Genomic DNA, 24936 nt, shown 5'->3' on the forward strand with positions numbered 1-24936 from the left:
CCATCCCAAATGTGGATTGTGGCGGCTCCATTTACTTCTTTGCTACTTCTTAGGCCCTTTCCGTTATAGCTGTAGTTTATGGTTTTGTCTCCCACTATGGTTTTTATTAGCTGATTGAAGCCATTGTATTGATTGAAGGTCACTATGCTACTTCCTCCATCCACTCCAGCTACTAATATATTTACAGAAGGGGTTTCTCCCATATCTGGTTTAATGACTTCTGTCCCCTTATATATCTGGTTACCATTGTGGTCATAGCTATAGCGGGTTATTTCTGTTATATCTCCTGCTATTTTTCTTTCTACCTTCAACCTATTGCTCTTATCATATTCATAGGTGGTTTCTGAAATACCTTCTATTGTCATGGCTCTTCTATTGTTGTAATCATCGTAGGTGTAGGTGATTGATGGTTCATTGTCTGGTGCTTCACTGATTAGCCTTCCTAAATCGTCATAGGTATAGGTGGTTATCTTTCCGTTATGATCGGTTTTAGTTTCTTGATTTCCATCCAATAGATAGGTATAAGTGTATTGTGACAATACCTCTGCCCCTAGTCTATTAGTTAGTCTTTTTAGGTTATTTGCTAGATTGTAAGTATATTCTGTTGTATTTCCATTTGAATAGTTTATGGACTCTCGATTGCCGTTGGTATCATAGGTGTAGGTGGCTACAAGCTCTCCATTCTCTGATACCTGCGTTAACCTATTCATTTTGTCATAGCTATAGGTCGTATGGGTATAGATATCTCCATCTACCTTGATGATAAGGGATTTTCTATTGTTGGCAGCATCATAGATGTAGAGTTTTTCTGAACCATCGGAGGTTATTTCTTTGATTAATCTTCCCATTTCATCATATGAACTGGGACAATGTACCTGTCCCCTTGTCCCCTTGTCCCCTTGCCGTCACCTTGGTTTAGTCTATAAGGGGGAAGGGGGAAAGATTACTTCCACCACCACCTCTACTATTAAAATAGCCCTTATATACTGAAACATAAGTATAACCTGCATGTACCTTTGGTGCTTTTAGAACTGGGACGATGTACCTGTCCCCTTGTCCCTGCCCTTGTCCCATGTCCCCTTGTCCCTAATTTTTTAAAAAAATTATAACAATGCCGTAATTACTGTTAAATATGTAATATATTTATTTTATTTCTATTTATTTCTATATAGGGTAGTAATATCCTTTAATTTTCATTCGCCAAACTTCTCGATATATTGCTAAAAATAATAATAAAATGGGTAAAATCTAAGATATAATCTGATTATTATATGATTTTTTACTGAATTATGGACAAATTAAGAAGGCTAAGGATATAATAGATAAAGATAAGTTTAAGAATGGAGTGATACATATGGCAAAGGATAGTTCTTTTGATATTGTTTCGAAGGTTGATCTTCAGGAGGTTTCAAATGCCGTGAACCAAACGGAAAAGGAGATTAACAGTAGATTTGACCTGAAGGGTACTAATACCACCATTGAAAAAACTGACGAGGATATTACAATTGCAGCCGATGATGATTTTAAGCTTAAGAATGTTATTGATATTCTACAAACCAAGCTTGCCAAGAGGGACGTATCCCTTAAATCATTGGAATATGGTAAGGTGGAGCATGCCCTAGGGGGTAGAGTTAAGCAGACAATTAAGCTAAGACAAGGAATTGATAAGGATCATAGCAAGAAAATAACAACCCTTATTAAAGACTCTAAGATTAAGGTACAGGCTTCTATTCAAGGAGATGCCGTAAGGGTTTCTGGAAAGAATAAGGATGATCTTCAAGAGGTTATGCAGCTTTTAAAGGCAGCTGATTTGCCAATAGCATTGCAGTTTACAAACTACCGATAGTTTCAGACTGTTAAACATCCACCACCTTCTTTGTTACATTAAAAACCCAGCACTCTAACGTATTATTAATACGCTTCAATCGCTGGGTTTTCTTGCGCCTCGAATCTGAAGAATTTTGAACAGTCTGGATTAGTGACTGACTCCAATCAGAGATTGGGTTATCTACTTATTTTCACTTTCAACTTTTCATTTTTCATTTTTAATTTTTAACTCTTTCCTTCAAACCCTTATACAATTGCTGGGTTTTTTCAGAATCTCGATAGTTGATAATCACAAAGTTTCTATCTCCTGCAAGTTTTATGAATAGAAAGGGACTCTTTCCGCTATGCTGATATAAGTAACCCCTTCCTAAGCCCTCTACTGTGAAGGTTCCTTTATTAATATTTCCAAAGTTATAGCCTACAACCTTATTGGCTCTTGGTAATTCCTCTATAAGCTTTATCTCTTCCATTGATTCATAGGCAAAGGTGTTGCCAGACATTCCCGAAACCCTTAAGAAGGTTTCCTCTAGGACTGCTTCATTGGTCATAGCTCCTGGAATAAGGGTAATTAGCATAATGATTACTCCGGGTATTAATGCACCTATAATAATAAGCTTATTGGTTCTTTTTTCCTTTTGGGTTCCATAAGAATAGGCTTGAGCTTTTATAGCCATATAGAAAATTACAGCCACCATAAGGAAAATCATCACCATACTTAGAATCTTATATTGATAATAGTGTAAAATGCTTGAAGCTATTATCAATGCAGCAGCTAAAAACAGCATATTGCCCATAAACCGCCCTAAGGCCTCTATATCTACCTTTTCTTTATCTTTTTTAGATGCCATATTATAGCCTGCAATTAGAAAATACCATTTAAAGTACTTAACAGCCACCCCTGCTAAGGCTAACAAAACCCCTACTCCTATACTGATTATCAATTCTATCCCTCCCCTGAAAGATTTCTTAATTCATTATATCAGCTAATTTGTTTCTCTGCAATCCTATATCGGCTATTCCTGCCCAAAACTCAATATAGTTTACATAATTATATTACGTAAACTATATCCTTGATTTTTACATCTTATATAAATACCATCTACAGGTATCCAGCTCGTATCTGATTTCCATCTGTTTGATTTCGCCATTTATACAGCTTTCACAAGTATATTTCATCATCTTATTGCCAGCAAATTTATCTAATTCCTTTTTGACAATTTTATTGATTTTAATTACAGTATTCTCCTCTGCTTCATTTAATAGTCTAAACTTAACAGGGATGGTATTTCCTTCGTAGTCAAACCAGGCCACCATCTCAACAGGTTTTCTTAAAAGCTTCATGCTGCAAATCCCCTCCCTTTCTTCAGACTTATACCTATTCTTTCTTAATTCTTAATTGTTTTTACAGTATACTACTCATCATTTGATAATCTTCCTCCCCAACCCCTCCTATCAAGGGAGAAACTTCTCCGTCGGTGAATATTCCCCTGACTACTGAATATTTACCGAACCTTTCTCGAATATGATCAATGGTTTCATCAAGGATTCTGTACCTTTCTTGATTTTTCTCATCAAATAAGGTTCTTTGAATGATTTCTTTTTCTGAAAGGTCGGTAAGCCTTACCCCTAAGTGCCGGATTTTTTCCCCCCGCCAGCTTTCATCAAATAGCTCCTTTACCACCTTATAAATTTCTTTTGTTATACTGGTGGAGGCTAAAAGCTTTCGTTGATGGGAATAGGTGTTTAGTTCATTGGTTCTAATGGAAACGGCAACAACCCTGCAGGCAAAATCAGCATCCCGTAGCCTAGTAGCCACGGATTCCGTAAGGGCCAATAGTATTTTGTGGGCAGTTTCTCTATCCTCTACATCAAATTTAATAGTGCTGCTATTCCCCAATCCCTTCATGGGTACATGGGAGCCGTTAAAAACGGGAGATTCCTCTTGACCATTGGCATAGCACCATATTAGATGACCAAAGGACTTTAGCTTTCCCATCAATAGCTTTACATCCGTTTGGGCTAAATCTCCAATGGTGAGAATATTCAGCTGCTTCAGCTTTTTATGGGTTTTTCTTCCCACCATATAAAGCTCTTCAACCGGAAGGGGCCACATTTTGGTTTTTAACTCATGGGACCATAGGGTATGGACCATATCGGGCTTCTTTAGCTCACCAGCCATTTTAGCCGTTAGCTTGTTATAGCCTATCCCTACATTTACTGTAAAGCCCAGCTCCTCCCTTACCTTATTCTTAACTTTATGGGCGGTTTCAACGGGGTCTCCATAGTCCTTCTCCATCCCTGTATAGTCAAGGAAAAATTCATCCACCGAGAACCTCTGGATAGTTGGAAAATATTCAGTCAGTAGTTCCTTAAGGCTGTTACTACATTTCATATAGAGGCTGTAATTGGGGGGCACCACCACCAGATCTGGACATTTTCTTTTGGCCTGCCATATTACCTCACCGGTTTGTATATTGAATTTCTTAGCAGGAATGCTCTTGGCCAATACAATCCCATGCCTTTCCTCTTGAGAGCCCCCCACCACCGAAGGGATCTTTCTAAGATCCACTGTAGCTCCACTTTGGAGATTATATACAGCCTGCCATGAAAGATAGGCGGAATTTACATCTATGTGCATGATGGTTCTTTGGCCCATGGGAACACCTCATTTTTAAAGTAATAAGTAATAGGATAAATACTGAATATAAATGTTAAATGATAAATGTTGAATGTTGAATGTTGAATGTTGAATTATAGTAAAATTTGCCTAGCAAATTTATTTTATTTGAATAGCTCACATCATTTAGCTTTTATAATATAATAAGAAATTCAATAAAATTTCTACGTTAATTTAACATTAATTCTTCATTCTTCATTCTTCATTGCCCTTCAGAACATATGTTCTATTACTATTTTACCACAAAAATAAAAAAATAGAACCTTTTTTTGTAGGGAAAAAAAGGTTCTTTCTTATGTTATGTTATTATTTTAAATTTTTCATTTTAAACTTTTCATTTTTCACACTTTTAGTTTCTGCTCTCCAGCTTCTCCAGCAACTCTGTTAGCTCCAACCATCTAGCCATTCTGTCCTCCAGCTTCTCTTGTAGCTGCTTTTGCTGCTGTAGATATTCCTGAAGAAGGGTATAATTGCTACCAGCCTTAGCTATTTTCTCATCAATAGCCTCCAGCTCTGCTTCTAAATTGGCAATGACATCTTCTATTTCATCAAATTCTCTTTGCTCCTTAAAGGAAAGCCTTTTCTTTTCCCGTGGACGCTTTACTTCCTCCTTTGGAGCTTTATCCTTATGGAGTTCCTTTGTCTCATGTAGTTCTTTATTGGCAATAGCCACATAATCAGAGTAGTTGCCATGATAGTCTTCTATTAAGCCTTCTCCTTTAAAAATAAATAAATGGTCTACTGTTCGATCTAGAAAATATCGATCATGGGAAACTGCTATAACCGTACCGGGGAAATCCTCCAAATAATCCTCTAAAACCATTAGGGTTTGTATATCTAAATCGTTGGTGGGCTCATCCAACAAAAGAAGATTAGGCTCCTCCATAAGCTTCTTCAAAAGATAAAGTCTTCTTTTCTCTCCTCCTGACAATGATCCAATGGGAGTCCACTGTACATTGGGAGTGAAGAGGAAACGTTCTAGCATTTGGGAAGCGCTTATGGTTCCTCCATCGGAGGTATTTACAAATTCAGCTGTTTCCTTAATATAATCAATAACCCTAAGGTCATCCTTTAGCTCAAGGCTTTCCTGATCATAATAGGAGAGGCTTACAGTTTGACCCATATCAACGGTTCCCTTTAGAGGAGTTAATCTACCAGCAATAATATTTAAAAGGGTTGATTTGCCACAGCCATTTTTTCCGACGATTCCCACCCTTTCGCCGGGAACAAAAACATGGGTAAAATCTTTAATTAATATTTCTTCTCCAAAGGAATGTTGAATATTTTTAAGCTCTAAAACCTTCTTACCCAAACGTTTAGAACCAATGGAGATATCTAATTTAGAGGCTTCCTTTGTATAGCTTATATCCTTCATTTCCTCATATCGCTGAATACGAGCCTTTTGCTTGGTGGTTCTGGCCCTTGCTCCCCGCCTTAGCCAAGCCAATTCATTTTTCATTAATATATCATGCTTTCTTTGAAGGGTTGCTTCTTCTGCCTCCCTTTCAGCCTTTTTCTCAAGGAAGGTTTCATAATTGCCTTCATATCTATAGAGTCTTCCTCCATCCAGTTCAATAATGCCATCCACAACTCGATTAAGGAAATAGCGATCATGGGTGATCAGCAGAAGTCCACCCTTTCGTTTTTTCAGATAATCCTCTAGCCATTCTACGGTGTCATTATCAATATGATTGGTGGGCTCATCTAAAATTAATAGATCAGCAGGTTGAATTAGGGCCCTGGCCATAGCAACCCTTTTTCTTTGGCCTCCAGAAAGCTGGCTAATCTTTTTATGAAATTCAGTAATCCCTAATCTCGTTAAAACCGCCTTTCCACTAGCCTCCAGCTCCCATATTCCTTCTATATCCATCCTGGAGGTAAGATCTGCCATCTTAGCCTGTAGCTCTTTATTATCAGGTTCTCTACTGATTCTATCCATAGCCTCATGATACTGATATAGCAATTGAAGCTTAGGATCGCTACTATTAAATACCTGGTGAAAAACAGTAGAGCCCTCATCAAACTCTGGATTTTGAAAGAGATACTGAATATTGGCCTGTTGATTCACAATACGTCTGCCTGTATCCGTAGTCTCTACTCCAGCAATGATTTTTAAAAAGGTGGACTTTCCCACGCCATTTACACCAATAATGCCAATTCTTTCATTGCTATTTATACCAAAGGTTATATCCTTAAATAAGAGCTTATCGCCATAGCCTTTACTGATGCCTTCTACTGTTACTATATTCATCACTAAACCACCTATCCTTTGACTTACCTTAATATTATACTCTAAAAAAGCCCATGATAGGTAGTAGAAATTTCAAAAAGGTTAGTTAGCATAAAGGACAAAAGCTTGAGTTTTAGGTTTAGGGGAAAAAGAATATCTATTAGATGAAGTACAAAATCGCAAAAAAATGTTATAATTGGATTCAGCAGACTATAAGACTATAATAACGGCTAAACAAAGGGTGGTTTAAGCTTATGAAAATTGAAAATAAAAAAACCTGGATGGGCGTATTATTGTTGGTGTCAATAGAACAGATTATCAAGATCATCATTAACAACAATTTTCTTGATAAAAGCTTTACCCTATACCCCTCCTTTCTTTACTTTGATCCTATATTTAATCGGGATTATTCATGGATTAACTCCATGCTGCAGCTGGGAATCAGTAAATGGCTTCACATTATCATGGTGGCTATTATCATCCTCTTTGTATTTCTCTTCTATCGTTATCTAAATACTCGTTTTGGAAGCAATAAAATTGTGAATACCATGTTTGCCTTTTTATTTGCTGGGGCTATATCCTCATTAATTGATAAGGTCTTTTGGGACGGTAGCCTAGACTATATTTATGTTAAGGGGTTTTTTACCTTTGATTTAAAGGATGTATATATCAATGTTTTTATTGGATTGATGATACTCTTTTCCATCCTTAAGAATAAGGTCCTTCGAGAAATTGATGAAGTTGAGTTAATAAGAGGTTTCGGAAAATTTCTCAAAAACAAGAAATGCGATTAGGAGGGATGTGCTATTTAACCCTCCCCAATCGCATTTATTTATTTTTTTATCTTAATCCTGATACTAAATTCTATCTTTTAATTTTTAGTTTTTTTCTTAATTATATTTTACTTTTTTATTCTATTTTTCATTTTTTTCTCTTAATTTTTTACTTTTCATTTTCCACTTTTCACTGTATTAACTATATAAGCTTTTCGTTATAGATATTTAATAAATTTAATCTTTCAATTTTGCTTTTTAATACTTCTGCATTAGTGGTATAAAGATTCAATTCCTTCATTCTATTAAAATAGATAGAGCCTGCAAAGGTATAACGCTTTTTAAGGCCTTCTTTCCCTTTTATCTCCTCATTGGCATAGGCAATTAAATCACCTGATGCTATGCTTCTGGGCAACTCTAAAAGAGGCATTCCTAAAGCTAGTCTAACACTATTATGGCCTGCAAGGCTACCTGTAACAATCGCCTCAGTATGACCTACAAATAATCCCGATTTTTCTCCGGCACATAATAGATTATCTAAATGATCGACCTTCATTCTATTATTCCTTGGAGCAATGGATAAATATCTAATGGAGTTACCAATTCCCCCTGCATAAGGATCTTCATATTTGGCATTTTCAAAGCCCTCTATCTTTCTAAGCTTTTCTAAAGGATAAAAGGGAGCCATTAGCTTAGCATGACCAGTATCCAGTAACACTAAGTTTTCGGCGTATTCCCTTAAGGCATATTGCTGACAAACCTTCATATCTAGCTTATCTAAGTTAATATCAGCCTCAGGTACCTCTACTACCATTACCCCCTTTTCATTTAATTCCTTAGCAATCTCCGTCCCTAGGGATTCCTTATTAAGCTTACAGGAACCGCTAAAGGCACCATAGGAGCCATTGGATCGCTGACCTAATATGTCTTCCACCCCAGCCTTTTGGTTTAAGCTAACCCTTGGCCCAAAGGAGGGGCATCTTAATATACACATAGCACAGCCGTTTCCATATTTTAAGCAATTGCCCATTGGACCTGTAGAGCCTGTGGTTTCTATGAAAACATCACCTTCAATTACAGTGTTGTCACTGAATTTGATACCGGTAATTCGATTATTCTCCTTTATAACATCAGTTGCTCTATGCTGCAAATATAAACTTATCCCCATTGAATTTATAAGCCTTCTAACCTTAGGTTCAATTATTGTAACATCATATAAGCTTGCATGCTTATGTCCTGGAAAATCAATATCTTTGTGTCTAGCACATTCATCAGTAATTTCAAATAGCTCCTTGGCACCTAGGAGTATGGATTCCTCAGCAGCCGTATACCTGCCATTGTTCCTCATGATTCCTCCAACATTTCCTAATCCAAGAAGCAAGTCTGTTCTTTCGAATAAATGAACATCGGCTCCAGCTTTTTTAGCAGTTATTGCAGCTGCACATCCTGCCCAGCCACCGCCGATAATTATGACTTTAACCACATGCAATCCCCCTCTAATCTTTTTGTGTTATTTGTGTTTTGCAGGATCGAATAGGTATCCCATTTAAATCATATACAGTACAGGAACCACATATTCCTTCGCCACAACATATTTCATTGTTATTTGTTGAAACAAGCCTCATTCTATCTTTAAACTTTGTGTATACACCCTTTAGTTTGTCTTGTAGATAATCTGAGCCCCCTATAAACAAAAGGTCATATTTATTGTTGGTTAGGGCATTTGCCAGCTTAGCTTTACCCTCATCACTATATAAAGAAACATTTTCATCTAAGATGTTTACGTCGAAAAATTCCTTAATCAGATTTACTGCAGAGGTTCCCTTATCAATCATTACATCTATTTCATTTTCCTTACTCATTAAATATTTAATTGCTAGGATTGCAGGAGCCTGGGCTATACCCCTTGCAACAACTAAAACTCTTTCTTTTTTACTAGCTTTAAGGTCCTGAATGCCAAAAAGACCATTCCAATAGGGTCCTCTAATCATAAGGCTATCGTCAACCTCCTCTAAAGCTTTGGTTTTTACTCCATGAATCTCAACGGCTATTTTGATTTGGGAAGAACCTTCATCAACCCACATAATCGATATTGGTATATCAAAAAACTTTTCATATTTTTTATTCCTTATAAAAATGTAAGACCCCGGTTGCTTTAGCTGTCTTGCTAAACCCTTGGGTACTTCTAAAGAAAAAATAATTAATTTTTCTCCTAACCATTCCTTGTTAACGATTTTCACCTCTTGATATTGTCTTAATTCTCTTTTTTTAAGATTTAAAAAATGATAATTTTGATAAATACACACTCCACACCAGTTGCAATCACAATAATCCTTTCCTTGTAGTCTTGCACAAGTTATGCAGCTATTTAATTCTGCCAGATAACAAGGGCAGTATTCGCTTCCAGCATCGATGCAGCCATTACCCTCTAATGTCATACCTTCACTCCTTTCCTTCTTCTGAATACCCTAATATCAGAATATTTTTTTACAACGAATATTGTTACTAAGAATTCAGGAGTTCAGGAATATTTATCCCAATAAAAAAATGCCTATATTAAAGGCATTTTTCTTTTCTTATTATAATACATCTTTAATAACTCTTAAGGCATTCCCATGACAAATCTTCTCCAGTTGGTTGATATTAAAGCCCTTCCTCTCTAAGGCCTTTACAAGTAAGCCGATTTCTCCAAAGTCCTTTATTTCCATAATGCTATTAATGCCATCAAAGTCACTGCCTAAGGCGATTACATCTATCCCACCAACCTTATGAATGTGCTGTATATGTCGTACCATATCCTCTACTCTACTATTTCCATCATGTACATCTCTATTTAAAAAGTTCCCACAGAAGTTTATTCCCATAACGCCTCCCTTTTCAGCAAGGATTCTAATCATATCATCGGTTAGATTTCTGGAATGGGGGGTAGCTTCTCTAGCATTGGAATGGGAAGCGATAAAGGGCTTTTTAGTGACCTTGGCAACATTATAAAATCCGCCATCAGAAAGATGGGATACATCAATAAGGATTCCCAATCTATTCATTTCTTCAACAACCTCTATCCCAAAGGGTGTGAGGCCCTTATCCTTAAAAGCTTCATCCCAATGAGGAAAGCCAATTTCATTAGGATAGTTCCAGGTTAGGGTTATCAATCTAACTCCTTTATCATATAGGAGTTTAAGATTATCTAGATTCCCTTCTAGAACAGCCCCCTCCTCTATTGTAAGGATTGCAGAAATTTTATTATTCTCTTGATTTTTAGTGATATCCTCAAAGGAGCCTGCAAAGGCTAGGTTTTCGGAATTTTTCTGAACCTCAGCGTGAAATAAATCCATCATTTCTAAAGCCACCTGAAGGGGGCCTTTACCCTTCTTTCGTATCTCCTCTAGATGTAAAAAAACAGCAAAGAATTGGGCAAGGGAGTTACCCCTTTTAAGCTTTTTTACATCTATATGAAAGCTATTATTTCTAAGGCTTGTAGCTTTACTGCTATATAGCCTTTCTATGGTATCACAATGTAAATCAATAATCTTCATATAACCCCTCCCAAATAAATAATATTCACATATTCTATATCAATATAAAAAAACCCTTTAAACAAAGTTTTAGACTGTTGAAAAAAGTAGAATCTACAATTAAACCCCTATATTCTTAAATAATGAGAAATCTGCGGAGATAAGAATAAAAGAAGGAGAAAATTACAGATACAATAACCCCTGAGAGATAGTCCCCAACATATGACAGTATAGTATTTTCAATGTTTGAGCCGAAGGTGAGTTTTGAAAATACCTGTAATTTTTAAGTTCATCCTGCCTTTTGCCCCTTGCATAGTTTTCATTCTTTCTATGCAAGAGGGAGTTTTTAAGAGGGTACCCCTCTTATATCCCACAAGGAGGGTACAGCCGAGCGTCCTAGGGAACCATGGGTTCCCTGGAAAAATAAAAACATTCACCTAAAGAAATAATAAGCAAATGTTTTTATTTATGAGTGATTTTCTCAGTTTTAAAATATAGGGGTTCTTCGACAACCTCAAACCCTTTAATCAAAGGGTTTAAAACTACTCAGTTAATCAATCTTAAAAAATCTCTTTATTTTATCCTTTAGAGTTAGCTTATCTATATCTGCATTGGCTATGATATCTGCTTCTGCCAACAGCTGGTCATCTAAATAGGTATAAAGCTTACCAATTTTTGTACCCTTCAAAACTGGTGCTTCTATATAATTGGGTACATCCACTATTGTTCTTAGATTTTCTTCCTCTCCTTCTAATAATGGAATTACCACCTCTTTAGAGGAAACTAGCTGGACTTCCCCCACCTTTCCTTCAAAAACAGGGATGACCTCAACCAATTCTCCTTTTTCAAAGGCTATGTGTCCGTGATACTCTTCAAAGCTCTTATCTAATAAATCCTTTGTGGTATTAAACCAATTGGGATCATTTAAGGTGACTGCTATTAGCTGCATATTATCCCGAGAGGCAGAGGCAACTAAACATCTTCCGGACCTTCTGGTATATCCGGTTTTTACACCATCTCCCCCCTCACACATACTCAAAAGTCTGTTCTTGTTTGCAAAGTGCTTATAGGTGTCTCTATCGGCTAAATAATATCTGGTGCTAACGATCTCCTTAAATACCTGCTCCTTTAAAGCTGCTCTCGTTATCAGTGAAAGGTCATGGGCTGTTGTATAGTGATTTTCATGATGGAGGCCATGGGGATTCACAAAATTTGTATTCTTTGCACCAAGGTCCTCTGCCCTTTTGTTCATGAGCTTGGAAAAACCCTCAATGCTCTCTCCAAGCTCTATAGCTATGGCAGCGGCAGCATCATTTCCCGATCTAAGCATCAATCCATATAGTAAATCCTTCATTTTTATTTCTTCATTATATTGTAGGTAAATAGAAGAGCCTTCTATTCCCACAGCTTCTGGAGTCACCTTAACAGTATGATCTAAATCAGTATTTTCAATTGCCAATAGGGCTGTCATAATTTTGGTTGTGCTGGCCATAGGCATTTTATCATGGATGTTCTTCTCATATAATACTCTTCCAGTTGCTACGTCCATAACAATAGCAGCCCTTCCACTTACACTGATTTCCTCCCCTTTTATTGTTAAGGGCAAGATAAGGACAACTATTAGGGCTACTATTAGGATATTCTTCTTCAAATCATCACCTCATTTATTTTACTTTAACTTATTATTTGCTTTAGAGATGACAATATGCCTATATCCATAAAAAAAGAGGAATTAACTTCTAGGTTAATCCTCCTTAATAAACTTACATCCAAACTCCTTTGCCAGTTCCTCGGCATCCTTTATATCTTCGTCGCTCCAAACAGACCATCCACCCTTTAAGGTTCCATCTACATAGATTTCAACCTTATCATCCTTTAAAATCATAATTTTTCCGTTCTTCCTTCTCATTAGTTCAACCTGATTGGCGATGGCTTCTTCAATGTCTACATCCATTACCTTCAAAGCGATGAATAAGCAAGACATGGCATCCTGTAGCTCTCCCTTAGCTTTGTCAGTATCTCCCTTCATAAGGGCCTTCAAGGATTCTGCCACCTCTTCGTTTAAATGGCTAATGGCCGTTTTAGGATCATTTGTGCTATATTTTCTATTGTTCCATATCAATTCCATTGCATTTTTTATTTCCATGATACCTTCCCCCTAAACTTATATAAGTATATTATAACCTTTATACCCTACTTCAACAATTTAAAAAGTTATTTCATAAAATTAAAAGAGAGGTAAAATTTCCTCTCTTAAAACAATACATAAATATATAGTGGGTTTAATTAGTAAATAAGGTGAATATTAACACTTCAAACCAATAATCCATTACTCGTAAGTAACAATTTCCTTTTCTGAATGTTGTTTATTATGACCCTTTTTTGTCATCATATTTTGAAGATTGTTCAGCATTTTAGGAGTCATATTAATAATATTATCGATCATATTGGCCCTTTGATCTACAGGCATAAGCTTAATGTTGCCATTACCTACTACCATAAAGGCCACCGGCTGTACAGATACACCAGCACCAGTACCTCCTGCAAAGGGGAATTTTCCACCGCCTCCGCCATTGGCTTTACCTTCACCATTACCTTCTCCCTTTTCTTCTTTCTTCTTTTCCATTGTATAATCTCCACCACCAGAGGCAAAGCCAAAGGAAACCTTTGAAATGGGTATTATAACTGTACCATCTGGAGCCTCTACAGCGTCACCAACAATTGTATTTACATCTACCATTTCTTTGATGCTTTCCATTGTTGTTTTCATAAGAGATTCAATTGGATGCTCCATCAATATCACCATCCTCTATTCTTTTGCTTTTATTTTAAACATCTTTAAAGCTGCAATAATAATATAGCCTATTTTTATGAAAATTATGCAATCTAAAGCAGTGTTCAGTTTTTCTCCCCCATAAAAGGGAATTACATTTAAATTTATATTTTTTGTCCTTCTCTTAATAAAAACGTAGCTTACAATATTACTTTTTAAAGCCCATAAAATCCCCGTTATGGTTGCTGTTACAGCTGCGTCTTCCGTGCCAATCTCCGTTTGCCAGCTCAAACTTTTTACCACTACTTTATTCTTAAGATAACTATATGCAAATTGATATTTTTCATAGATCAGCCTGATCTTTTTATAAGTTTTCCGAAGCTGATGGATTTCTAAATCCATCGAAGCTCCTTCTTTGATAATCTTCTGCTTAGCCATTTCTATATCTGAATTTACATCAGCATTTACCTCAAAGTCCCTCTCCTTGATGATGTCTACTATGGGAATCTCTATTCGGTACTTTAATAAACCCCATAAAAAACGAAGGGTAATAACAAATTCACTCCTACTACCGTTTTTCAATGCTAATAGGCTTATATTTAAATTTGAGAAAATAAAAAGAATCAGCAATACTAATAGAAAAAAAATTGCCCCAGAAAGAAAATTCAAAATCAATCACCCTACTCTCTATACTATAAAATATTATTGCCAATTATTATGGAAATAGACATCTTCTACCACGTGGTCCAAGTGAACTAAATACAACCAAATGGCATATTTTTGTTATAGGGTATTGACATTTTTTCAAAAAGCTTTATATTTATTATAGATAAAGAGGTATATTTTAGGGCGTTGATAATTTAGTAAATATCAAGTAGGTTTCCCCTTCTTGATTTTTTTCTGTAAAAACCATATGCTAGTTAAAAGTTATCAATAATCCATATTTTTTCGTTAGATTACCTTGATTTGTGGTAACACTAATATATGGGGAATATTGAAAATAGAAAACTTAACAAAAATCATTTGAAGACTAATTGTAAATTAGAAACTCTCAATACTTTTTAAAAACTGGTATTTAGATACATACTAGCTAATAGTTTTTAAGAATCTCTATAGTTGTTGGTTTATTTGATTGCCCTTTATTATCTTAATAAGAAGCATAAAAAAACGTTTTAAGGAGGAAAATTAATGGAACTTTGGTACACAGAAGAGCAAACAGAAAATGTTAGATTATCCTTGAAGGTGAAGGAGCATATTTTTACTGGACAAAGCGATTTTCAAAAGGTGGATGTTTTTGATACCCATGAATATGGAAAGCTAATGACCCTTGACGGTTTAGTAATGGTAACTGAAAAGGATGAATTTATCTATCATGATATGATCGTACATGTTGCAATGGCCGTTAATCCCAATATAAAAAGGGTTTTGGTGATTGGTGGCGGAGACGGCGGAACCGTTAGGGAACTAATGAGATATCCCCACATTCAACAGGTTGAAATGGTTGAAATAGATAAAATGGTTTGTGATGTTGCAAAGGATTACTTCCCAACCGTAAGTAATGAGCTAAATAACCCACGGGTAGCCTTATATTACGAAGATGGTGTAGCCTATATGAAGGGAAAAAAGAATCTTTATGATTTAATCATTATCGACTCCACAGATCCCGTAGGCCCGGGAGAAGGCCTATTCACAACTGAATTTTACACAGATTGCTTTAATGCCCTTACTGATGAAGGAATTCTGGTAAACCAAAATGAGAGTCCTGTTTATGAGCAATTTGCAAAGGAAGCCATTAGAGCTAATGAAAAGCTTAAAAATATCTTCCCAATTGTAGAGGTATATCAAGCTCAGATTCCAACCTATCCATCTGGTTATTGGCTATTTGGCTTTGCTTCAAAAAAATATCATCCAGTTAAGGATTTAAAGGCAGAAGCATGGCAGCAATTCAACTTAAAAACCAAGTATTACAATACGCAATTACACTTAGGGGCCTTTGCATTACCAAGCTATGTTAAGGAGTATATTGAAAATGGAATTCTTTAATCAATATGCTTTTATAGGCTGTGAGGCAAGCTTTGAAGATAGTAATATCGTACTGTTTGGTGCCCCCTATGACGGAACCAGCTCCTTTAGACCTGGTTCGAGATTTGCTTCTAGTAGAATTAGGATAGATTCCTATGGCTTAGAAACCTACAGCCCCTATCTTGATTTAGATCTTGAGGATTATTTAGTTCATGATGCTGGGGATTTGAATTTAGCCTTTGGAAATAGAGAATTAGCCCTAAAATCTATAAGGGGATATTGTGATGAGATCATCAAAAAGAATAAAAAGCCCCTAATGATTGGTGGAGAGCATCTTGTTACTCTTCCGGCTGTGGAGGCTACCTATGAAAAATATAAGGATATAGTTGTTCTACACTTTGATGCCCATACCGACCTTAGGAAGGATTATATGGGTGAAAGGTATTCCCATGCTACGGTTATAAAAAATATTTGGGATTTCCTTGGGGATGGACGTATTTATCAGTTTGGAATCCGTTCAGGCCTAAAGGAGGAATTTGAGTGGGCTGCTGAGGGTCATACCTTCCTTAATAAATTTGGCTATGAAAGCCTTGACAAAGCCTTACTTGAAATTAAGGATAAGCCCGTATACCTAACCATCGATTTAGATGTTTTAGATCCTTCGATATTCCCTGGTACAGGAACACCAGAGCCCGGCGGATTAACCTTTAAGGACATGATGATTATTATCCAAAAGCTTTCAGGCTTAAATATTGTTGGAGCTGATGTTGTTGAATTATCTCCAGACTATGACCCAACAGGTGTATCAACGGCAGTTGCATCAAAAATCATCAGAGAAGTTATGTTGTTGTTATAAATATTAAAAAATCAGGAGTCTTGGCTCCTGATTTTTAATTTATAGCTTAAAAATATCCCTTATATCCTCTTCATCCTCTTCTGCAAGCATCTGAAATTGGCTTATTGGTGGCAAATCAGCCACATTTGATAGCCCAAAGGATTTTAAGAAATTCAGAGTTGTTCCATAGATAATAGGCCTTCCTGGTTTATCTAATCTACCCTTTTCTTCAACAAGGTCCTTTTCAATTAAGGTGCTGATTGCTCTATCGCATTTAACACCCCTAATAGATTCCACTTCAGCCTTGGGTATTGGCTGCTTATAGGCTATGATAGCCAAAGTTTCTAAGGTAGCCTGTGTAAGACCCTTGTTTTGCTTTGGCTCCATAAGTTTTTGAACATACTCAAAGTTTTCTGCACGTGTTGCCAATTGAACATAATCATTCATTCGGATAATTTGAATACCCCTCATATTAAAATTAAAGTCATCTGACATCTCTTTAATGATGTTTTCGATGGTTTTCACATCGATTTCTAAAAGCTTACTAATCTCTTTAATGGGTAAAGGGTCTGACCATGCAAATAGGAGGGATTCAATTATGGACTTTATTTCTGAAAACTTCATATATTAACACCTCTAAGCTAGATTTTTTTCAGTTCAATTGAAATATCACTAAAACAATCGGTTTGATAAACAACTACCCTTTTAACCTTTATCAGCTCCAACAGGGCTAAAAATGTTGTGATCATTTCATTTCTGCTGCCTAAGGATTTAAAAAGATAATTAAAGGTTATTAATGACCTTTCTTCTAAGGCATCCAAAATAGCATGAATTTTTTCTTCAATGGTGAAGGCTTCCCTTTGCATCCTTCTAAAGTTTGAAATGATGGAATTTGCCTGATGATTACCCTTTAGGATTTTTTGAAGGGCCTTTAATAGGTCACTCAGCTCAACATCCTCCAACAAATTGCTATTTACATCCTTCTCAAAAATGAATTCTTCTTTAGGCTTAAAATAAAGCTTTCTAGAAATATCCTCTTTATCCTTTAAGACATCAGCTGCTACCTTATATTTTTTATATTCAAGAAGCCTTCTAACCAATTCATTTCTAGGATCGGCCTCATCAAGCTCCAGCTGTTTCTCATCAGCTTTCTCGATGGGTAATAGCATCTTGGATTTAATCTCTAAGAGGGTTGCGGCCATTACCAAAAATTCGCTAGCAATATCTAAATCCAGCTCCTCCATTGCCTTAAGATATTCTAAATATTGATGGGTTACTTCATTTATTGGAATGTCATAGATATCGATTTCGTTCTTTTCAATAAGGTGGTAAAGAAGATCGAAGGGACCTTCAAAAACCTGTAGTTTTACTTGATAAGCCATGTTATCCCCCTATTAATACAATTAATTGAATTGCGTAATTCATAAAGAAGTCCACGATTGGAAAAAGGACTATATCAATAATATCAAATAATATCAAGGCTAATAATATGAAATATGCATATCTCTCATAATTATAGTAGTAATATTCAAATCGCTGGGGTAAAAAAGACAATAATACCTTTGAGCCATCCAAGGGTGGAATAGGAAAAAGATTAAATACTGCCAATACAATATTAATGGAAATTGCATATAAAAGAATATTTGTAAGGGTTTCGTTATAATAAAATTTAAGGGTTATCCCTAAAATTAAAGTTAATAGTAAGGCTAAAATCATATTTGTGGTAACTCCTGCGATGGACACAATAAAGGTACCTAATTTACGATTTGTAAATCTATTGGGGTTTATTGGAACCGGCTTAGCCCATCCAAAACCAGCAAACAATAGCATTAAAAAGCCAAATACGTCTATATGGGCCTTTGGATCGATGGTTAACCTCCCCTGATCTTTTGCTGTGGTATCTCCCAATAAATAAGCAGAGAAGCCATGGGCAAATTCATGAAGGGTAAGACCTATAACAATACCCGGTAGCCTTAGTACGGTGGAATACAAATCAAAATCGAACATTTTATTCTCCTTTCAAGGACTCATAAAAATCCTTAGCTAGTTTTAATTCATCCTCTATTGTATAGATGTTTCCCTCCACCTTTGCCTTGAGCACCTCCTGAAGGATATAGGTATAGGATGGTCCTGGCTTTATGCCAAGCTTTAATAGATCTTCTCCCGTAATAAAGGTTTTAATATCTCTGAGTTTTACAGAAAAAAACATTAAATAATGTCTTATATAGGGGTTTTTACAATCTGTATAATAATAGATAATAGATTCCTCTGGTAAGGCATGTAAAATTTTATATAATTGATACTTATCTAAATTGTCTTCTCTAAGCTTTGTGTAGACCTCGTTCCTATTGGATAAGGATATATATATAATATTAGCCCAAGCTTTATTTATACTAAATAGGCCTATTACCTCATCCAGTTTCTCTTTAGGGAAGTTAGATAGCATTAACATAATGGTTAATAGAACAGGATTTGGCTCCCTTAAAACTCCCTTAAATTGACTAAGGGTATCCTCAATTTTAGAATAACTTTCTGCAAATCCATCATCAATCCCAAGGTCCGGATGGATTCCCTTCAGTATTCCTAGATCCTCCATTATCAGAAGACTGTTTAATAGGCTTTTTTCTCTAATGATATATAAAAGCTCATCCCTAATTCTATCGGTACTAAGCTTTGCGATCATTCCTTGAGTTATTGCCTGTTGAATAAAGTTTTGAGTTTCCTCTTCTATCCCATAGTTAAACCTTGCTGCAAAACGAATTGCCCTAAAAATTCGAGTGGGATCTTCTATAAAGCTTAGATTATACAAAACCCTGATTTTTCTGTTTTTAATGTCTGCAAGACCACCAAAGTAGTCAATAAGCTTGCCTTCCTCTCGTTTATTTAGTTGAATGGCCATACAGTTTATTGTAAAATCCCTTCTAAATAAATCACTCCAAATAGAGCTTTTTTCAATTTTGGGAAGGGCTGCAGGATACTCATAGTATTCTCTTCTTGCCGTAACAATGTCTATGCTTTGTCCATTTTCTAAAGTAATCAAAGCTGTGCCAAACTTATGATAAAGCTTAAGTTGGCCTTCAAAATAGGTATTTAGCACTTCTGCGAAGGCTATTCCATCTCCTTCAACCATTAGGTCGATATCCCAATTTTCTGTTTCTAAAATTAAATCTCGAACAAAGCCTCCCACCACATAGGTTTTAATATTTAAATCATCTCCTACCCTTCCGGCAATATCTAATATCTCATAGATCTCCTTGGGTAGTTTATGCAGCAATCCACTGCAATCTAAGGTATTTTCCTCCTCAGTATAGGTTTTATGATACCATGCAGGAGGATTTTTTCCATGAAGAACCCTTAATATATCAGTTCTTGTTACGATACCAATAATCTTACCATCTTCTACTACAGGAACTCTACCAATATTGTGATTAATTAAAATATCGTTTATCTCTGAGATGGTTGTTGTTGGGCTAATGGTCATTACACTGGTTCTCATAAATCCCTTCACAGGTGCATGGTTTAAACCGTGGATCATTGCCTTATCTATATCCGTCCTTGATATAATCCCAATTAATTTGTCCTCCTTGACTACTGGCATCCCTGTATGTCCATAGCGGAACATGATTTTGTTAACCTCTTCAACTGTCATATCTTCAAAAACAGTCTTTACGGGATAATTCATGATATCCTTTGCTGTAGCTTGGGGTTCTATTTTTTCCTTCAAATGGTGCATAAGCTGGTTTTTAGCATCCTCAAGGCTTAAGTTTTTAACAGCTGCCGATCCTGCCCTTAGATGCCCTCCCCCACCAAAGGATTCTAATATATTAGGAATATGAATTTCATCCGTTGTGCTCCTAGCTACTATGTTGCTTCTGCCTTCTGCCTCAAGTATCATAAAAGCAGCATCGGTATTTTTAAACTCCAGAATTTTTTCACACATAGTACCCAATTGACCAATATAGAAGTCTGATTTCATGGCTGCTAGAGCAATCTCATATCCATTGATTTCATGTATTTCTACCTTTAATAAAAGCTGGGTAAAAAGCTGATCCTGCTCACTATCCATGTTGGTAGAAAGAAACTCATTTATAATCTCTAGATTGGCCTCAGCCTTTAAAAGAAAAGCAACGGCTTCAGCATCATGGTAGGTTGTGTGATTTAAAGTAAGACAATGGGTATCGGCATAAATCCCTAAAGCAAATAAGGTGGCTTCGAAGGGAGTAATTTTAATACCCTTTTCAATAATTTCTTTTAGTAATATGGTTATGCAGGCTCCATATTTAAAAATTTTCTTTTCAGCCTTATCAATTGTTCTATCGGAAACATCATGATGGTCATATATTAAAATAGGAATATCCTTTTGAATTAACTCCTTAAACTTTCCGATTCGATTATGACTATTGACGTCTACAATTATAAGTTCTTTTATATCATCGAAATCTAGTTTTCCTGCTGTATCGATACTTAAAATGTTTTTATATAAAGATACAAAACCCTTAACCTCATGGCTTAAAACTCCTGCATATGCCATAGTAGCATCGGGATAAAGCTTTGAGGCTGCAACCATACTGGCTAATCCATCAAAATCTAAGTTTTGGTGACTTATTATCACTCTCATGGAATCACGATCCTTTAATTAATAAAAGTTAAATGTTGAATGTTGAATGTTGAATGTTGAATTGAATGATTAAATTTCCAGAGGAAATTTACAACTAATTATATCATAATGTAAAACATATAAAAAGAGTAGTACCAATTGTTGTACTACTCTTCAGCAATAAGATTGATATTAATATATTTTCAACATAAAGTCAGTGAATACTCTAACACTTTTTTATCTTAATTCTTCATTCTTCATTTTTACTCTAGTAAGTGTTAGTTTCCCACAAACCGCTTAAATAGTCTACCCAATATATTCAGTATGGATGCTTTTTTAACATCCTCTGGTGCTATAAGGTCTACCCTGCCAAGCTCTTTTCCCTCTAAGGTTACAATTACTTCACCGATTTTATCTCCCTTTGACATTGGAGCAATGATATACTTAGGAAGGATTACTTCCTTCTTAATTTTGCTTTCTTCACCTTTTTTTACTAAAATCTTTAAGTCTTCCTTTGCAACCGCATCGGTTTCTAAGAGCTTACCCTTTTGGACTTCTACCTTTCCTACACTATTGTCTTTACTTGCAGCATTTACGGTATTATAATTGGCAAAGCCATAATCTAATAGCTTAGAGGCTTCGTTAAATCGCACCTGTGAAGAAGGTGCCGCCATTATAACCGCTATCAAGGAAGTACTCCCTCTAGTTGCAGAAGCAGACAAGCAATACTTTGCTTCAGAAGTAGAGCCTGTTTTAATACCAGTTGCACCATCATAGAATCTAATAAGTCTATTGGTATTAACCAGCTGCTGCTCAGATTTTTGTCTACCAACTATCACAGTATCCATCCAGGTGGTCAGCCATTTTTCAACGTCTTTGTGCTTCATCAGCTCCATTGACATCAATGCTATATCATAGGCTGAGGTGACATGACCCTCTGAATCTAAACCATTGCTATTCAAGAAATTGGTGTTCTCCATTCCTAGCTCTTTGGCTTTGTCATTCATCATTTTAACGAAGGCATCATTGCTACCTGCAATATGTTCTCCTATTACCACACTTGCATCATTGGCAGAGCGAATGGCAATGCCCTTCATTAATTCTTCCACTGTTTTAATTTCACCTGGTTCGAGATAAAGCTGAGTTCCTCCCATACTTGATGCATACTCACTGACAACTACCTTATCCTCTAAAGTGATTTTATCACTATCAATAGCCTCCATAGCCAACAACATCGTCATGATTTTGGTTACACTGGCTGGTGGAAAAGCTTCGTGAATATTCTTTTCATAAAGGATAGTGCCTGTGGATTGATCAATAAGTAGGGCTGCTTTAGCATTTATATCGAAGGGCTCATCACCATGTACCGGTATAGATGCTAGAGCAAAAACCATGGTAAAAATTATAGTATAACATAGTATTTTACTAAGGCATTTCATGTCTAATAACCCTCCCTTCATATTATATACTTATATTATCCATATGAAAAAGGAGTTATACAGAAGGAAAATTGCCATGAAATGTAATAACCTTAATTAAATTTTTTCACCTCATCTTCTTTTACATAGCCGTAGATTAATGGTCTTTTTTCTACTGGGGTAGTATGAATTTCATATGCCGACTTCAGCTTAGCAATAGCCTCCTTCAGTCGACCCTCATCATTATAATGAATCTCTGCAAGGATCTCTCCTTTAGAAACCCGATCTCCCACCTTTTTATTTAGCTTAATTCCTACAGCTAAGTCTATAATGCTTTCTTTGTTCTCACGACCTGCTCCCAAAAGCAAAGCACTTAGACCTACGGTTTCGGCTAAAATTCTGTGAATATAACCATCCTCTTCTGAAGAAATTGTGGTTACATAATTGGCCTTTGGCAGCAGCTCTATATCATCAACATAACTAGAGTTGCCTCCCTGGACTTCTATAAAGTTTTTAAAGGTTTCTAGAGCCCTTCCAGAGGTAATGGTTTCCTCTATTTTCTTATAAGCTTCATCATAGGTGGCGGCTTTTTCAGCCAGCATTAGCATATAGGCTCCTAAGGTATAGCATAGCTCAGTAAAATCCTTTGGACCATTTCCCTTTAATGTGTCAATGGCTTCCTTAACCTCAAGACTGTTACCAACGGCACATCCAAGGGGTTGATCCATATCGGTGATAACTGCAATGGTATTCTTTTTCATATTACTACCTATTGCCACCATTTCCTTTGCCAATTCAAAGGAATCATTCAGCTCCTTCATAAATGCACCACTACCGGTTTTAACATCTAAAAGTATGGCATCTGCACCTGCAGCCAATTTTTTAGACATGATACTACCTGCAATTAAAGACATATTGTCTATAGTAGCTGTTACATCCCTTAAAGCATACAGTTTTTTGTCAGCCGGTGCCAAATCATGGGTTTGACCAATAACAGCCAACTTGATTTCATTTACATTATGAATAAAATCCTCAATGGATAATTCTACAGAAAAGCCCTCAAAGGATTCAAGCTTATCGATGGTTCCGCCAGTATGGCCTAAACCTCTACCAGACATTTTTGCTACAGGAACTCCACAGGCTGCAACCATAGCCCCTAGGGCAATAGTGGTTTTATCACCTACACCTCCTGTACTATGCTTATCAACCTTAATACCCTTAATCTCAGATAAATCTACCACCTTACCAGAATGCATCATAGCTTCAGTTAAATAGGCAGTCTCCTCTGGATTCATTTTTTGAAAGTATATGGCCATTAATAGAGCAGAGGCTTGATAATCTGGTATGGTTCCCTCGGTATAGCCCTTAACAAAAAAATCGATCTCTTCCTTTGATAATGCTTCTCCGTTGCGTTTTTTTGTTATTAAATCCACCATTACCATTATAAAGTCACCTCTTTTAAAATACCTTTTACTAGACTAATGAATTTAGGCTTGGTTTTGTTGGCAACCTCCATAACCTGCTGATGGCTGATGGATTCAAGGCTATCAGGAATTGCCATATCTGTTACACAGGATATACCAAGAACTCTTTGTCCTCCGTGATTTGCAACGATAACCTCTGGTATTGTGGACATTCCAATGGTATCTGCCCCAAGTCTAGTTACCATCCTTAGCTCTGCCTTTGACAAATAATTGGGTCCACTTATTGCAAGGTATACCCCCTCATGAGTTTCGATGTTTAAATTCTTTGCAACCCGATGGGCTATTTGCCTTAGGTCAGGATCATAGGCATGAGACATATCTGGGAATCTTGGCCCCAATTCTCCTTGATTCTTACCCATTAAAGGATTGCTTCCCATAAAATTGATGTGATCATTGATAATCATCAGTGCTCCGGGATATAGCTCTGGATTTAAACCTCCGCAGGCATTTGTAACAACTAAAGTATCTACACCAATTGATTTCATCACTCTAACTGGAAAGGTTATCTCTTGCATGCTATAACCTTCATAATAGTGAAACCTTCCCTGCATTGCTACTACAGCCTTTCCTTCTAGCTCCCCAATAACCAGCTTTCCAGCATGGCCCTCAACAGTTGAAACTGGAAAACTTGGAATATCACTATAGTCTATGATTATTGGATTCATAATTTCATCAGCTAAATCTCCTAAGCCTGAACCTAAAATTAAGCCTATCGTTGGTTTCATTTGAACTTTTCCTAAAATATAATCCCTAGCTCCATGTATTTTTTCTAATTGATTCATATC

24 protein-coding genes are annotated in these 24936 nt (G+C 36.3%); 4 read left to right on the forward strand and 20 right to left on the reverse strand.

Features of this window, described 5'->3' with window-relative positions; all coding sequences use genetic code 11:
• Nucleotides 1-848: RHS repeat protein (locus F8153_RS12160; protein ID WP_192929800.1), on the reverse strand; the 848-nt coding region annotated here is incomplete at its 3' end.
• A 67-nt stretch (nt 849-915) separates the two neighbouring features.
• A complete protein-coding gene (locus tag F8153_RS16200; protein ID WP_192929801.1) occupies nt 916-1074 on the reverse strand; it encodes a hypothetical protein in 159 nt (52 codons plus the stop codon).
• A gap of 280 nt (nt 1075-1354) precedes the next feature.
• Here F8153_RS16200 and F8153_RS12165 point away from each other — a divergent pair, with 280 nt between their 5' ends.
• On the forward strand, nt 1355-1846 hold the full coding sequence (locus tag F8153_RS12165; protein WP_151866633.1) for a YajQ family cyclic di-GMP-binding protein: 492 nt from the start codon (nt 1355-1357) through the stop codon (nt 1844-1846).
• 199 nt (nt 1847-2045) lie between these two features.
• Here F8153_RS12165 and F8153_RS12170 read toward each other — a convergent pair whose 3' ends face one another.
• The 4 genes from F8153_RS12170 to F8153_RS12185 all read right to left on the reverse strand — a co-directional run bounded on the left by F8153_RS12170 (nt 2046) and on the right by F8153_RS12185 (nt 6755).
• On the reverse strand, nt 2046-2768 hold the full coding sequence (locus tag F8153_RS12170; protein ID WP_192929802.1) for a DUF3784 domain-containing protein: 723 nt from the start codon (nt 2766-2768) through the stop codon (nt 2046-2048).
• A gap of 136 nt (nt 2769-2904) precedes the next feature.
• Complete coding sequence (locus F8153_RS12175; protein WP_151866635.1) at nt 2905-3168, reverse strand: hypothetical protein; 264 nt, start codon at nt 3166-3168, stop codon at nt 2905-2907.
• A 61-nt stretch (nt 3169-3229) separates the two neighbouring features.
• Nucleotides 3230-4483 (reverse strand): DNA polymerase Y family protein, encoded by a 1254-nt coding sequence (locus tag F8153_RS12180; protein ID WP_151866636.1) that lies wholly within the window; start codon nt 4481-4483, stop codon nt 3230-3232.
• Nucleotides 4484-4853: 370 nt separating this feature from the next.
• Nucleotides 4854-6755, reverse strand: a complete 1902-nt coding sequence (locus tag F8153_RS12185) for an ABC-F family ATP-binding cassette domain-containing protein (RefSeq protein ID WP_151866637.1) — start codon at nt 6753-6755, stop codon at nt 4854-4856.
• A 233-nt stretch (nt 6756-6988) separates the two neighbouring features.
• Between F8153_RS12185 and F8153_RS12190 the strand changes: the two genes are divergently transcribed.
• Nucleotides 6989-7528 carry a signal peptidase II gene (locus tag F8153_RS12190; protein ID WP_151866638.1) on the forward strand — a complete coding sequence of 180 codons (540 nt, stop codon included), beginning with the start codon at nt 6989-6991 and terminating at the stop codon, nt 7526-7528.
• A gap of 181 nt (nt 7529-7709) precedes the next feature.
• On the opposite strand, the gene F8153_RS12195 is transcribed toward F8153_RS12190, so the two are convergent.
• The 7 genes from F8153_RS12195 to F8153_RS12225 form a co-directional block, all read right to left on the reverse strand.
• The gene (locus tag F8153_RS12195) at nt 7710-8990 is read right to left on the reverse strand and encodes an FAD-dependent oxidoreductase (RefSeq protein ID WP_151866639.1); all 1281 of its coding nucleotides are present in this window, start codon (nt 8988-8990) and stop codon (nt 7710-7712) included.
• A 13-nt stretch (nt 8991-9003) separates the two neighbouring features.
• The gene (locus tag F8153_RS12200; protein WP_151866640.1) at nt 9004-9945 is read right to left on the reverse strand and encodes a sulfide/dihydroorotate dehydrogenase-like FAD/NAD-binding protein; all 942 of its coding nucleotides are present in this window, start codon (nt 9943-9945) and stop codon (nt 9004-9006) included.
• Nucleotides 9946-10086: 141 nt separating this feature from the next.
• Nucleotides 10087-11043: a dipeptidase gene (locus tag F8153_RS12205; RefSeq protein ID WP_151866641.1), complete on the reverse strand. Its 957-nt coding sequence runs from the start codon at nt 11041-11043 to the stop codon at nt 10087-10089.
• Between the two features lie 529 nt (nt 11044-11572).
• Complete coding sequence (locus F8153_RS12210) at nt 11573-12673, reverse strand: D-alanyl-D-alanine carboxypeptidase family protein (RefSeq protein ID WP_151866642.1); 1101 nt, start codon at nt 12671-12673, stop codon at nt 11573-11575.
• A gap of 93 nt (nt 12674-12766) precedes the next feature.
• Nucleotides 12767-13168: a nucleoside triphosphate pyrophosphohydrolase family protein gene (locus tag F8153_RS12215; RefSeq protein ID WP_151866643.1), complete on the reverse strand. Its 402-nt coding sequence runs from the start codon at nt 13166-13168 to the stop codon at nt 12767-12769.
• A 183-nt stretch (nt 13169-13351) separates the two neighbouring features.
• A complete protein-coding gene (ytfJ, locus tag F8153_RS12220; RefSeq protein ID WP_330577782.1) occupies nt 13352-13816 on the reverse strand; it encodes a GerW family sporulation protein in 465 nt (154 codons plus the stop codon).
• Nucleotides 13817-13831: 15 nt separating this feature from the next.
• Nucleotides 13832-14464 carry a DUF2953 domain-containing protein gene (locus tag F8153_RS12225; RefSeq protein ID WP_151866645.1) on the reverse strand — a complete coding sequence of 211 codons (633 nt, stop codon included), beginning with the start codon at nt 14462-14464 and terminating at the stop codon, nt 13832-13834.
• Between the two features lie 519 nt (nt 14465-14983).
• On the opposite strand from F8153_RS12225, the gene speE reads away from it, so the two are divergent.
• Together speE and speB are read left to right on the forward strand one after the other, a co-directional pair.
• Complete coding sequence (speE, locus tag F8153_RS12230) at nt 14984-15838, forward strand: polyamine aminopropyltransferase (protein WP_151866646.1); 855 nt, start codon at nt 14984-14986, stop codon at nt 15836-15838.
• The gene (gene speB, locus F8153_RS12235; RefSeq protein WP_151866647.1) at nt 15825-16673 is read left to right on the forward strand and encodes an agmatinase; all 849 of its coding nucleotides are present in this window, start codon (nt 15825-15827) and stop codon (nt 16671-16673) included. Before speE ends, speB begins: the two co-directional genes overlap by 14 nt.
• A gap of 39 nt (nt 16674-16712) precedes the next feature.
• Here speB and scpB read toward each other — a convergent pair whose 3' ends face one another.
• The 7 genes from scpB to F8153_RS12270 form a co-directional block, all read right to left on the reverse strand.
• Nucleotides 16713-17276, reverse strand: a complete 564-nt coding sequence (gene scpB, locus F8153_RS12240; RefSeq protein ID WP_151866648.1) for an SMC-Scp complex subunit ScpB — start codon at nt 17274-17276, stop codon at nt 16713-16715.
• A 17-nt stretch (nt 17277-17293) separates the two neighbouring features.
• A complete protein-coding gene (locus tag F8153_RS12245; protein ID WP_151866649.1) occupies nt 17294-18034 on the reverse strand; it encodes a segregation and condensation protein A in 741 nt (246 codons plus the stop codon).
• Between the two features lies 1 nt (nt 18035).
• Nucleotides 18036-18659 (reverse strand): site-2 protease family protein, encoded by a 624-nt coding sequence (locus F8153_RS12250; RefSeq protein ID WP_151866650.1) that lies wholly within the window; start codon nt 18657-18659, stop codon nt 18036-18038.
• A 1-nt stretch (nt 18660) separates the two neighbouring features.
• Complete coding sequence (locus F8153_RS12255) at nt 18661-21270, reverse strand: CBS domain-containing protein (protein WP_151866651.1); 2610 nt, start codon at nt 21268-21270, stop codon at nt 18661-18663.
• 257 nt (nt 21271-21527) lie between these two features.
• The gene (locus F8153_RS12260) at nt 21528-22688 is read right to left on the reverse strand and encodes a D-alanyl-D-alanine carboxypeptidase family protein (RefSeq protein ID WP_151866652.1); all 1161 of its coding nucleotides are present in this window, start codon (nt 22686-22688) and stop codon (nt 21528-21530) included.
• 92 nt (nt 22689-22780) lie between these two features.
• A complete protein-coding gene (locus tag F8153_RS12265) occupies nt 22781-24109 on the reverse strand; it encodes a pyrimidine-nucleoside phosphorylase (RefSeq protein ID WP_151866653.1) in 1329 nt (442 codons plus the stop codon).
• Nucleotides 24109-24933 (reverse strand): purine-nucleoside phosphorylase, encoded by an 825-nt coding sequence (locus tag F8153_RS12270; protein ID WP_151866654.1) that lies wholly within the window; start codon nt 24931-24933, stop codon nt 24109-24111. The genes F8153_RS12265 and F8153_RS12270 overlap by 1 nt, the downstream gene beginning before the upstream one ends.
• Nucleotides 24934-24936: the final 3 nt, after the last annotated feature.

The sequence above is a fragment of the Alkaliphilus serpentinus genome, from assembly GCF_009017255.1.
Classification (GTDB): Bacteria; Bacillota; Clostridia; order Peptostreptococcales; family Natronincolaceae; genus Alkaliphilus_D; species Alkaliphilus_D serpentinus.

What these genes read in the sequence shown, in the direction of transcription:
- F8153_RS12175 (WP_151866635.1), bottom strand. Translation starts at nt 3,168, where the DNA reads ATGAAGCTTTTAAGAAAACCTGTTGAGATGGTGGCCTGGTTTGACTAC.
- F8153_RS12250 (WP_151866650.1), bottom strand. Translation starts at nt 18,659, where the DNA reads ATGTTCGATTTTGATTTGTATTCCACCGTACTAAGGCTACCGGGTATT.
- F8153_RS12245 (WP_151866649.1), bottom strand. Translation starts at nt 18,034, where the DNA reads ATGGCTTATCAAGTAAAACTACAGGTTTTTGAAGGTCCCTTCGATCTT.
- F8153_RS12265 (WP_151866653.1), bottom strand. Translation starts at nt 24,109, where the DNA reads ATGGTAATGGTGGATTTAATAACAAAAAAACGCAACGGAGAAGCATTA.
- F8153_RS12260 (WP_151866652.1), bottom strand. Translation starts at nt 22,688, where the DNA reads ATGAAATGCCTTAGTAAAATACTATGTTATACTATAATTTTTACCATG.
- F8153_RS12190 (WP_151866638.1), top strand. Translation starts at nt 6,989, where the DNA reads ATGAAAATTGAAAATAAAAAAACCTGGATGGGCGTATTATTGTTGGTG.
- F8153_RS16200 (WP_192929801.1), bottom strand. Translation starts at nt 1,074, where the DNA reads ATGGGACAAGGGCAGGGACAAGGGGACAGGTACATCGTCCCAGTTCTA.
- F8153_RS12270 (WP_151866654.1), bottom strand. Translation starts at nt 24,933, where the DNA reads ATGAATCAATTAGAAAAAATACATGGAGCTAGGGATTATATTTTAGGA.
- speB (WP_151866647.1), top strand. Translation starts at nt 15,825, where the DNA reads ATGGAATTCTTTAATCAATATGCTTTTATAGGCTGTGAGGCAAGCTTT.
- F8153_RS12215 (WP_151866643.1), bottom strand. Translation starts at nt 13,168, where the DNA reads ATGGAAATAAAAAATGCAATGGAATTGATATGGAACAATAGAAAATAT.
- ytfJ (WP_330577782.1), bottom strand. Translation starts at nt 13,816, where the DNA reads ATGGAGCATCCAATTGAATCTCTTATGAAAACAACAATGGAAAGCATC.
- F8153_RS12165 (WP_151866633.1), top strand. Translation starts at nt 1,355, where the DNA reads ATGGCAAAGGATAGTTCTTTTGATATTGTTTCGAAGGTTGATCTTCAG.
- F8153_RS12200 (WP_151866640.1), bottom strand. Translation starts at nt 9,945, where the DNA reads ATGACATTAGAGGGTAATGGCTGCATCGATGCTGGAAGCGAATACTGC.
- speE (WP_151866646.1), top strand. Translation starts at nt 14,984, where the DNA reads ATGGAACTTTGGTACACAGAAGAGCAAACAGAAAATGTTAGATTATCC.
- F8153_RS12185 (WP_151866637.1), bottom strand. Translation starts at nt 6,755, where the DNA reads ATGAATATAGTAACAGTAGAAGGCATCAGTAAAGGCTATGGCGATAAG.
- F8153_RS12180 (WP_151866636.1), bottom strand. Translation starts at nt 4,483, where the DNA reads ATGGGCCAAAGAACCATCATGCACATAGATGTAAATTCCGCCTATCTT.
- F8153_RS12205 (WP_151866641.1), bottom strand. Translation starts at nt 11,043, where the DNA reads ATGAAGATTATTGATTTACATTGTGATACCATAGAAAGGCTATATAGC.
- F8153_RS12255 (WP_151866651.1), bottom strand. Translation starts at nt 21,270, where the DNA reads ATGAGAGTGATAATAAGTCACCAAAACTTAGATTTTGATGGATTAGCC.
- scpB (WP_151866648.1), bottom strand. Translation starts at nt 17,276, where the DNA reads ATGAAGTTTTCAGAAATAAAGTCCATAATTGAATCCCTCCTATTTGCA.